Here is an 8,144-nt window from a genome sequence, read left to right as displayed (position 1 = left end):
TTCTTGGCATCCGGATCAGTAGGCAGAAAGCACAAAGGCGCGTCGTCCCTATAAAACGAATGCAGTCCGGAAAAATTAGCGGGTGGGAATAACTATCAGAGGGGCGGTGCGATGGGGTGTTGAATGCGGCACTGACCCTGTAGGAGCGAGCTTGCTCGCGATTGCGGTGTGTCAGTCACTCATCCATTCACTGGCACACCGCTATCGCGAGCAAGCTCGCTCCTACAGTGGGATTAGGTGGTGTCTGGAAAATCGTCAGGCCGTTGCGGCCACTACATGCCGGCGATGATGAACGTCCAGCTGATCCTTGATCACCCGCAGCACGCGGGCTTCGTGCTCGTGGATAAAGAAGTGCCCGCCAGCCAGCATGTCGAGCGAAAAGCTGCCGTGGGTTTCCTTGCTCCAGGCGATGAGTTGTTCGGTACTTGCCCTGTCGGCCTTGCCGCCAAACACGTGCACCGGGCATTTCAGCAAGGGGCGCTGCAGGGGCTCGAAGCGCCCGCACAGGAGGAAATCGGCACGCAGGATCGGCAGCGTCAGGCTCATCAGCTCTTCGTTGGCCAGCACCTCTTCGCTGGTGCCGTTGAGGGTGCGCAACTGGTCGATCAACTGCGCGTCGGTCTTGGGTTGCGCAAAGCCGCGATCATAATTGGCACGCATCGTCGGCGCCGCTGTGCCCGAAGCGAACAGCGCGACGGGCTCGGGGCAGCCCAATGTGCGAAACGCATGGGCGATTTCACAGGCAAGCAAGGCCCCCAGGCTGTGCCCGAACAGGGCATAGGGCGCCGTGAGCCGGGCTTTCTGTTCCCGGGCCAATTGCAACGCCAGGGTGCGCATGTCGGTGTGCAGCGCCTCGGCATAACGGGCACCGCGTCCCGGCAACTCCACCGGTTGCACATCCAGCCACTGGGGCACCTTGCGCCGCCAGCGGCTGTAAACCATCGCACTGGCGCCGGAGTACGGCAGGCACAGCAGGGTCAGCTTGGTCACCGCGTTCACCTTGGAAAAAGTCGTCTACTTCCATGAACGCGCGAACCCTGGGGCAAATTAGTCAAGCATGCGGATAAATTTGCGTCACGACGTTTCGTTCCCTGTTCAGACCCAAACCAAGAAGAGTGATCGTCGTGGACCTGCAAATCATCCTGGGCAAACTGTTCGCCAATGCGGGCGCCGTCGGTATCGAAGGTGTTTTTCAATTCGTGTTCGGCCCGCACCAGGCCTACTGGTCCGAGGTCAGGGCCAGCAGCCGCACCGAGGCCGGGCGCCATGCCAGTCCCGACGTCACCATCGAAGTCGCGCAGGAAGACTTTATGGGCATCATGGGGGGCTCGGCCAATGTCGAGGAACTGTTCGCCAGCGGTCGCCTGAAGATCGGTGGCAACATGGGCCTGGCGACGATGCTGCCGCAGATCATCGACAGCGCGCGTCATGGCGGCGCCGTGGTGGAAAAGGTCGACATGAACAAGCGCTACCCGACCCCACCGCGTTTCAGCGAAACACTCACCGCCCGCCTGCCGATCCAACGCACGGTGGAGCGTCGGCCGCGCAGCGAATTATCCGTGGAGGAATTCAAAAGCCGCTACTTGCCCAATGGCGTGCCGGTCATCATCAGCGATGCGTTGCAGGACTGGCCGCTGTTCAAGCTCAGCCGCGAAGAATCATTGGTGCACTTTGCGCAACTGCAAGGCATCACCCGCCATGGCGACTACGTGAAGAAAACCTTCTCGACGGAGCGGGACTTTCGCTCCACTTCAATGGCCGAGTTCATCGCCTCACTGGATGCCCCTGCCACCCAAAACGCCGATGGCGAACCACCGGCCTACATGGGCAACAACATCCTGCCGGCGCAATTGATGGAGCAGATCAAGTACCCACCCTACTTCGACCCTTCATTGTTCATCCCTCCACGAATCTGGATCGGCCCCAAGGGCACCCTGACGCCACTGCACCGCGACGACACCGACAACCTGTTCGCCCAGGTCTGGGGCCAGAAAACCTTCACCCTCGCCGCCCCCCACCATCGCGAAGCCCTCGGCACCTGGTCCACCGCACCCCAGGGTGGACTGGACGGCTGCGACTTCAACCCGGACGCGCCAGATTACAAGCGCTTTCCAAAAGCAGCAGCGGTGACCTTCATGCGAGTGACGCTGGAGGCCGGTGATTTGTTGTTTTTGCCAGAGGGGTGGTTTCACCAGGTGGAGTCGGTATCGACTTCGTTGTCGGTGAATTTTTGGGTGAATTCGGGAAGGGGGTGGTAGCTGGGGCTCATTTTTGCGGGTGTACATATCCATTTCTACGGCAACGGCCAGCCCCCCCTGTAGGAGCGAGTTTACTCGCGATGGTCGACAGAACAACGCTGGGTGTCAGGCTGCCCGCGTTATCGTTGACGTCCATCGCGAGCATGCTCGCTCCTACAGAAGATCAAAATCACAAGCAGAACACGGACCCTGTAGGAGCGAGTTTACTCGCGATGGTCGACAGAACAACGCTGGGTGTCAGGCTGCCCGCGTTATCGTTGACGGCCATCGCGAGCATGCTCGCTCCTACAGAAGATCAAAATCACAAGCAGAACACGGACCCTGTAGGAGCGAGTTTACTCGCGATGGTCGACAGAACAACGCTGGGTGTCAGGCTGCCCGCGTTATCGTTGACGGCCATCGCGAGCATGCTCGCTCCTACAGGGGGCCAAAGTGAGTCACCGTAAGGGCGAAACCATAAGCGGCCGTTACCGCAGCAATGGATATGCCCCCAATCAAGCCCCAACCAAACCTGACAAAAACTTCACCCACCCACCTGAACTCTCCCCGCCCCCCGCCAGTCAGCAGAATAAGCCCTAACCCCAAGGCGCCGTCCAACATGCAGATCTCACTGAAAAACCAGGTCGCCCTGATCACCGGCGCCAGCTCCGGCATCGGCGCAGGTAGCGCCAAGGCCCTGGCCGCCGCCGGCGCCGCCGTCGTGATCAACTACAATTCCCATGCCGCGCCCGCCGAACAACTGGCCCAGGACATCAACGCCCAGGGCGGTCGCGCTATCGCCATAGGCGCGGACGTCTCGCAGGAAGAAGACGTCGAACACCTGTTCGCAAAAACCCTCGAAACCTTCGGCACCCTGGACATCCTGGTCGCCAACTCCGGCCTGCAAAAAGACGCACCCGCCATGGACATGACCCTCGCCGACTGGAACCACGTGATCGGCGTCAACCTCACCGGCCAGTTCCTCTGTGCCCGCGCCGCCCTGAGAATCTTCAATCGACAGGGTATCCGCGAAGGCGTGTCCCGGGCGGCCGGCAAGATCATCCACATGAGCTCAGTGCACCAACGCATCCCCTGGGCCGGACATGTCAACTACGCCGCCTCCAAGGGCGGCCTCGACCAGTTGATGCAAACCCTCGCCCAGGAAGTCAGCCACCAGCGCATTCGCATCAACGGCATTGCGCCGGGAGCAATTGCCACCGCAATCAATCGCGATGTCACCGAAGGTAATACCACCAACCTGCTCAAGCTCATCCCCTACGGGCGCATCGGCGAGGTCGAGGACGTCGCCAATGCGGTGGTGTTTCTCGCCTCCGACGCCTCCGACTACATCGTCGGCACGACGCTGTTCATCGACGGCGGCATGAGCCTCTATCCGGAGTTTCGCGGCAATGGCTGATCATCACCAGGAACGACAAAGCGCCATCGACGCCCACGGCATCATTGGCGACATGCGCAGCGCGGCGCTCGTCAACGACAGGGGCAGCGTGGATTTCTTCTGTTGGCCTGAGTTCGACAGCCCATCGATATTCTGCTCGCTGCTGGACAGCCCAGAGGCCGGGGTTTTCCAGTTGTCACCGGACCTGCCAGACGCCCGCCGCGAACAGATCTACCTGCCCGACACCAACGTGCTGCAAACCCGTTGGCTGAGCGAGCGCGCCGTGGTCGAGGTGACTGATTTGCTGCCGATTGGCGACAGCGAAGATGATCTGCCGATGTTGATGCGCCGGGTGCGCGTCGTCAGCGGGCGCGCCACCTTCCACATGCGTTGCGCCGTACGCCACGACTACGCCCGCGCCAAAACCCGTGCGCGCCTGGACGATCAGGACGCAGTGTTCGAGGCGGCGGATCAACCAGCGATGCGCCTGGCCTCGGATCAGACGTTGAGCCTCGAAGACCACGCCGCACTGGCCGAATTCACCCTGGAGCAGGACCAGAGCGCACAGTTCCTGCTCGGGGGTGCCGACGATCCTCGCTTCAAAAAAGGCGCTGCCGATCTGTGCATGGCGCGCACGCTGAAGTTCTGGCGCGACTGGTCCGGTCAATCCAACTACCGTGGCCGCTGGCGGGAAATGGTCAATCGCTCCGCCCTTGCGCTGAAGTTGCTGACCTCGCGCAAACACGGGGCGATCCTCGCAGCAGCAACCTTCGGCCTGCCGGAAGCCCCGGGCGGCGAGCGCAACTGGGACTATCGCTACACCTGGATCCGCGACGCCTCGTTTACCGTCTACGCGTTCATGCGCCTGGGATTTGTCCAGGAAGCCAACGACTACATGCGCTGGGTACGCGGGCGGGTCAGCGACTGCCACGGCAAACCGATGAAAATCAACATCCTCTATGGTATCGATGGTCGCCAGGAATTGCCGGAAACCGAGCTCTCGCACCTGTCCGGCCATGGCGGCGCCCGGCCTGTACGCATCGGAAACGACGCCTACGCGCAGATCCAGCTCGACATCTTCGGCGAGTTGATGGATGCCGTGTACCTGGTCAACAAATACGGCGATGCCATCTCCCACGAAGGCTGGAAACACGTGGCTCACGTGGTCGATCAGGTGTGCGAGACCTGGCAGCAAAAAGACGTGGGCATCTGGGAAATGCGCGGCGAGCAGCATCACTTCCTGCACTCGCGATTGATGTGTTGGGTAGCCGTGGACCGGGCGATTCGCCTGGCGTCCAAACGTTCGTTGCCAGCGCCGTTCGCCCGTTGGGACGAGACACGACAGGCCATCTACGCCGACATCTGGGACAACTTCTGGAACGAGGAGCGTGGGCATTTTGTCCAGCACATCGGCGGCACCGCCCTCGACGGTTCGATGCTGTTGATGCCGCTGGTGCGTTTTGTCAGCGCCAAGGATCCACGCTGGCTCGCGACCCTGCAAGCCATCGAGAAACACCTGGTGCGAGACGGCATGGTCTATCGCTACCGTAACGATGACACCGGGATCGATGGCCTGGTCGGCACCGAAGGCGCCTTCGCAGCTTGTTCATTCTGGTACGTCGAATGCCTGGCTCGGGCGGGGCAGGTGGAAAAGGCGCACCTGGAGTTTGAGCAACTGTTGCGCTACGCCAACCCGCTGGGGTTGTATGCCGAGGAGTTTGACAGTCACGGGCGGCATCTGGGCAATACCCCGCAGGCGCTGACACATCTGGCGCTGATCAGCGCGGCAGTGTTCCTGGATCGCAAGTTGAGCGGGGAGAAGAGTTCCTGGCAGCCTTGAGACTGCTCGCGATGGGCCCCCGGCCCCCATCTCAAGCGCTGACCGAAAACCGCTCCCGATAAGCCTGCGGCGTCACCCCCATGGCCCGCAGGAAGCTGCGGCGCAACGTCTCCTCGCTGCCAAACCCGCATTGCAACGCCAGCCGTTTGATCGGCACGCCCGTGTCGCTCAGCAACCGTCGAGCGGTTTCCACGCGGATCAGTTCAATGGCCCGCGCCGGGGTCTGGCCGGTGTCGGCGCGGTAGTGACGCACAAAGCTGCGTTCACTCATGCCGGCTTGCTGGGCCAATGTGGGGATGCCGAGGTCTACGGTAAGATTTTCGCTGATCCAGGCATGAAGCTCGTCGAACCGGCCGCCTTCTTTTTGCAGTGACAGGGTCACGCTGAATTGTGACTGGCCGCCCGGACGCTTGAGAAACACCACCAGTTGCTGGGCGACTTCCAGTGCCATGGTTCGACCGAGGTCAGCTTCGACCATGGCGAGCGCCAGATCGATGCCGGCTGTCACCCCGGCCGAGGTCCACACCGGGCCGTCGTTGATGAAGATCGGATTGGGCTCGACCGTAAGCTGCGGATGTTTTTGCGCCAGTTGCTCGCAACGGGTCCAGTGCGTCACCACACGCCGCCCATCGAGCCAGCCGCTGGCTGCCAGCAGGAATGCCCCGGTGCACACCGAAGACACGCGCCGACAACCCGCCGCGTGCTTGCGTACCCATGCCACCAAAGCCTCGTCTTCCGACGCGGCGTAAACGCCCCAGCCTCCAGCGATGATCAAGGTGTCCCCAGCCTGCTCGGGCAAAGGTTCGGCCAACAGCGCCAACCCCGCCGACGAGGCCACCGCCCCGCCACCGCTGGCGATCACCGTTGGCGCGTAAGGCTCGGGCAAGCCTTTCTGACGAGCAATGTCGTTGGCAGAGGCGAACACTTGCAATGGCCCCGTGACGTCGAGCAATTGCACGTTGGCGAAAGCGAGCACATGAATGATCTTCGGCATGGTTGGCGTAATTCGTGGGGTAATTGGCGTATGCGCCAAATGCTACGAGTCTAATGTGAAGGCGTCCACTCACTTCACGAGAAACATGCCATGACGTTGCAGATCGGTTTTCTGTTGTTCCCTCAGGTTCAGCAACTGGACCTGACCGGCCCTTACGACGTGCTGGCTTCGCTGCCGGATGTGCAGGTGCACCTGATCTGGAAAGACCTGGTGCCCGTCACCGCGAGCACCGGCCTGGTCCTCAAACCGACCACCACCTTCGATGACTGCCCTGCGTTGGATGTGATCTGCATCCCCGGCGGCAGCGGCGTCGGGCCGTTGATGGAGGATGAGGTCACCCTGGCATTCATCAAGGCCCAAGCGGCTCAGGCCCGGTACGTGACGTCGGTGTGCACCGGCTCACTGGTACTGGGTGCGGCGGGTTTGCTCAAGGGAAAACGGGCGACCACGCATTGGGCGTATCACGAGTTATTGGCGCCGCTCGGGGCCATTGCGGTGCAGGACCGGGTGGTACGCGATGGCAATCTGTTCACTGGTGGTGGGATTACCGCCGGGATCGACTTTGCACTGACGCTGGCGGCGGAGCTGTTCGATAAGGAGACCGCGCAACTTGTGCAGTTGCAACTCGAGTACGCGCCTGCGCCGCCGTTCGACTCCGGCAGCCCTCGGACGGCGCCTGCCGCCGTTCTGCAAGAGGCCAACAAGCGTACCGCGCAATCGCGCCAGCAAAGGGCGCAGATCACCGAGCGGGTGGCGGCGAGGTTGGGGATCTGAGCCCGTCAGCAATGGACTGTCATTCGCTTTTGATCTTCTGTGGGAGCGATCGTCAGCACGCAGGGTTTTCGACAGACCAAAAAAACCCGCCAGAGGCGGGTTTTCCAAGACCATTCGACTCCCTGTCGATAGCGAGTCCCTGCTGATGGTCGATCATCCGTGATCCTGAAGCACTCCCTGTGCTTCAGTTGATGGCGCTAGATTACGTTTCGGATCCAATCTTCGATAGGCGACATCATTACCATCGCGTGTAAGACATTCGCCATAGCCACCCTTCCGAAAACCCTTAGGTCCGTAAGCTTGCTCTTCCTAACGCTCGTTCGCCCGGGTGTTGATCTTCAGAAATTCTTCGATGTTGTTCATCTGTTCATCCCACCCCCGGCTGTCCATGCGGAACGCCTTGAGCCGGCGCGACTGGGGAATGTGATCAAAACCCGACTCGGTCACCTTGAGCAAGGTGCCGTTATCCATGTCTTCGAGATCGAAACGCACCAGCGTGGTGGGCTCCTGGGAGTAGTCGATGTCCGGTTCCACGGCATAGGGGTGCCAGCGGAAGGAAAACACCCGCTCGGGTTCGACCCGCTCCACCAGGACGTTCCACAGCAAGTGTTCGTAGCCGGGGTAGGTAATTTGCCCCTGGGTCCACTCCCCGGCGACAAAACGCTTGCCTTCCAGGGCGACGCCAAACCATTGCCCGAATGCTTCGGCGTTGGCCACCACACGCCAGACCTGTGAGCGCGGCGACTTGAGCAGGATCTTCCTTTCGATGCGATCTGATGCTGGGTTCATAAATCACCTCCTTTACTGCACAGTAGGCCGGTCAGGCCCTTTGTCCAACCTTGAATGTGTTTCTCAATCCATTTGCCTGACATATTCGGCCGCACATCCGGGGCAAAGTTCGAA

Annotated in this window: 7 protein-coding genes; 4 read left to right on the top strand and 3 right to left on the bottom strand. The window is 61.1% G+C overall.

Annotated features, from left to right (window positions below):
- Positions 1–255: 255 nt before the first annotated feature.
- Positions 256–990, bottom strand: a complete 735-nt coding sequence (locus AB4N64_RS04255; protein ID WP_460122250.1) for a thioesterase II family protein — start codon at positions 988–990, stop codon at positions 256–258.
- 134 nt (positions 991–1,124) lie between these two features.
- On the opposite strand from AB4N64_RS04255, the gene AB4N64_RS04250 reads away from it, so the two are divergent.
- From AB4N64_RS04250 to AB4N64_RS04240, 3 genes are all read left to right on the top strand, one after another.
- Positions 1,125–2,258 carry a cupin-like domain-containing protein gene (locus AB4N64_RS04250; protein WP_460122248.1) on the top strand — a complete coding sequence of 378 codons (1,134 nt, stop codon included), beginning with the start codon at positions 1,125–1,127 and terminating at the stop codon, positions 2,256–2,258.
- A 598-nt stretch (positions 2,259–2,856) separates the two neighbouring features.
- Positions 2,857–3,654, top strand: coding sequence for a glucose 1-dehydrogenase (locus tag AB4N64_RS04245; RefSeq protein ID WP_460122247.1), 798 nt, complete (start codon positions 2,857–2,859; stop codon positions 3,652–3,654).
- Positions 3,647–5,473 (top strand): glycoside hydrolase family 15 protein, encoded by a 1,827-nt coding sequence (locus AB4N64_RS04240; RefSeq protein WP_460122245.1) that lies wholly within the window; start codon positions 3,647–3,649, stop codon positions 5,471–5,473. Before AB4N64_RS04245 ends, AB4N64_RS04240 begins: the two co-directional genes overlap by 8 nt.
- Before the next feature lie 31 nt (positions 5,474–5,504).
- Here AB4N64_RS04240 and AB4N64_RS04235 read toward each other — a convergent pair whose 3' ends face one another.
- Complete coding sequence (locus AB4N64_RS04235) at positions 5,505–6,467, bottom strand: GlxA family transcriptional regulator (RefSeq protein WP_460122243.1); 963 nt, start codon at positions 6,465–6,467, stop codon at positions 5,505–5,507.
- Between the two features lie 90 nt (positions 6,468–6,557).
- Here AB4N64_RS04235 and inhA point away from each other — a divergent pair, with 90 nt between their 5' ends.
- Positions 6,558–7,241, top strand: coding sequence for an isonitrile hydratase (inhA, locus tag AB4N64_RS04230; RefSeq protein WP_460122241.1), 684 nt, complete (start codon positions 6,558–6,560; stop codon positions 7,239–7,241).
- Between the two features lie 309 nt (positions 7,242–7,550).
- Here the strand turns inward: inhA and AB4N64_RS04225 are convergent, their stop codons facing one another.
- Positions 7,551–8,030, bottom strand: a complete 480-nt coding sequence (locus AB4N64_RS04225) for an SRPBCC family protein (protein WP_460122239.1) — start codon at positions 8,028–8,030, stop codon at positions 7,551–7,553.
- Positions 8,031–8,144 lie beyond the last annotated feature (114 nt).

The organism is Pseudomonas sp. S2_C03, from assembly GCF_054668405.1.
The sequence above is the reverse complement of the archived record's forward strand: the minus strand, read 5'-3'. Positions and strand labels throughout refer to the sequence as shown.

Excerpts from the sequence above, each read along its gene's own strand:
- AB4N64_RS04245 (WP_460122247.1), top strand. The coding sequence starts at position 2,857 with ATGCAGATCTCACTGAAAAACCAGGTCGCCCTGATCACCGGCGCCAGC.
- AB4N64_RS04240 (WP_460122245.1), top strand. The coding sequence starts at position 3,647 with ATGGCTGATCATCACCAGGAACGACAAAGCGCCATCGACGCCCACGGC.
- AB4N64_RS04235 (WP_460122243.1), bottom strand. The coding sequence starts at position 6,467 with ATGCCGAAGATCATTCATGTGCTCGCTTTCGCCAACGTGCAATTGCTC.
- inhA (WP_460122241.1), top strand. The coding sequence starts at position 6,558 with ATGACGTTGCAGATCGGTTTTCTGTTGTTCCCTCAGGTTCAGCAACTG.
- AB4N64_RS04225 (WP_460122239.1), bottom strand. The coding sequence starts at position 8,030 with ATGAACCCAGCATCAGATCGCATCGAAAGGAAGATCCTGCTCAAGTCG.